We start from the raw sequence: 2141 nt of genomic DNA on the forward strand, positions 1-2141 counted from the left end.
CCGCCCGCACGGGCCCGCACCCGCCACCCGTACTGCCCCGCACCTGCTCCCACCCGCAACGACAAGGAGTTCCCGGTGACCACCCTGATGCTTTTGCCGGACGGAATGCGCCGCTGGTCCCAGGCGCACGGTGTCTCGCTCGACGACGGCTACGCGGCGATGGGGGACAAGATCGTCGAGTTCATGGAGTGGGCCCGCGAGGAGGGGGTCACGACCCTGTACATCACGGCCTCCTCCGCCGCCAACCACAGCCGTCCCCAGGCCGCGGTGACCACGTTCATGAACGCGTTCACCGATGTGGTGCGCCGCGTCCACGACACCTGTGCCTTCGACTTCTCCGGCTCGCTCGACCTGGTGTCGGCCCCGCACCTGGCCGAACTGGCGGAACTGCGCGAGAAGTCGGCCAGGGACACGGGCTTCACGCTCCACTACATCCTGGGCATGTCCCTCACCCATGAGGTCGTCGGCATCTTCAACCGGCTCAACGGGAGGATCCCGGAGCTGACCGAGGAGATCCTGGCCTCTCACGCGTACGTCCCCGGGCAGGTCGACCACCTCATCCGCACCGGCGGCGCGACCCGTATGTCGTCCTTCTTCCCGCTGATGTCGCCCTACGCCGAACTGCACTTCGCGCCGTGCCTGTTCCCCGACATGACCCGCGCCGACTTCGACGCCGCCCTCGCGGACCTGCGGGGGAGGGAGCGCCGCTTCGGCGGCTACCCGCACTGAACACCCCCGCCCCGCCCCTGCCCGGACCCGGTGACCGCACACAGTGGCCGCCGGGTTCTGCGGCTGTCCCCCGCCGGCCGGGCCGCAGCCTCCGCGGGCGGTCTGCCGGCGGACGACCCTTGCCTCTGCTCCCGGGCCGGATCCCACCTACGGAGATACCCCGTCATGACCACTCATCAGACCTCGTCCCTGCTCGTCGGGCTCGCTGCCGTCGTGTTCCTGGCGCGGGTGCTGGGCATCCTGGCCCGGCGCCTGAACCAGCCGGCGGTGATCGGTGAGGTCCTCGCCGGCATCGCTCTGGGGCCGACCCTCTTCCACGGGGCGCTGTCCGACGCCCTCTTCCCGGCCGGTATCCGGCCGCTGCTGGCGGCTCTGGCCGCGGTCGGTGTCGCGGCCTTCATGTTCCTGGTCGGCCTGGAGTGGGACGGGGCGATGATCCGCGGCAGCGGGAGCCTCGCCGCCACCGTGTCCCTCAGTTCCGTCCTGCTGCCGTTCGGCCTGGGCATGCTGCTGGCGCTGTATCTGATGGACGACTACGGCACCGGTGACAGGACGGCGTTCATGCTGTTCATGGGTATCGCCATGTCCATCACGGCGTTCCCGGTGCTGGCCCGCATCCTCACGGACCGGGGCATGTCCCGCTCCCCGCTCGGTGTGGTGGCGCTGGCCTGTGCCTCCGTCGACGACGTCCTGGCCTGGTCGCTGCTGGCCGCGGTGATCGCGGTGAGCGGTTCGGCCGGCCCCGACCAGTGGCGCATCCTGCTGGCCGTCCCCTATCTGCTGGGCATGCTCTTCGTCGTACGGCCGCTGCTGCGCCGTTTCGTGGCCCGTCGTCCGGCGCTGACGCTGAGTCCGACGGTGTTCGCGGCGGCCCTGGTGGGTCTGCTGCTGTCGGCGGCGGCGACCGAGTGGGTGGGGCTGCACTACATCTTCGGCGCGTTCCTCTTCGGTGTGGTCCTGCCGCGCGGCGGCAGCGAGCGGCTGCGCGCGGAGGTGCACGAGCGGCTGGGGCATCTGAGTGGCACGCTGCTGCTGCCGGTGTTCTTCCTGGTCGCCGGTCTCCAGGTCGATCTCTCGGGTCTGGACGCGGGTGCGCTGGGCGCGCTGGGGCTGATCCTGCTGGTGGCGGTCGGCGGCAAGTTCACCGGCGCGTTCGCCGCGGCCCGTCTCAACCGGATGCCGCTGCGGCAGTCGGCCGCGCTCGCGACGCTGATGAACACCCGCGGCCTGACCGAGCTCATCGTCCTGAACGTGGGCCTGCAACTGGGCTTCCTGGGCCGGGACCTGTACTCGCTGATGGTCGTCATGGCGGTGGTGACCACCGCGATGGCGGGCCCGCTGCTGAGCTGGATCATCGGCCGCCCCACGGACACCGGCCCCTCCCGCCCCGCTCCGGCCGCTGCCCCCGGGGC

Annotated in this window: 2 protein-coding genes; both read left to right on the top strand. The window is 71.2% G+C overall.

The features are described 5' to 3' along the window. A partial coding sequence (locus tag JHN63_RS50800) for an undecaprenyl diphosphate synthase family protein (protein ID WP_234478940.1) occupies positions 1-729 on the top strand: 729 nt, incomplete at its 5' end. Positions 730-894: 165 nt separating this feature from the next. Further along, positions 895-2141: cation:proton antiporter (locus tag JHN63_RS50805; protein ID WP_200691901.1), on the top strand; the 1247-nt coding region annotated here is incomplete at its 3' end.

This window comes from Streptomyces sp. MBT65 (assembly GCF_016612545.1).
Lineage (GTDB): Bacteria > Actinomycetota > Actinomycetes > Streptomycetales > Streptomycetaceae > Streptomyces.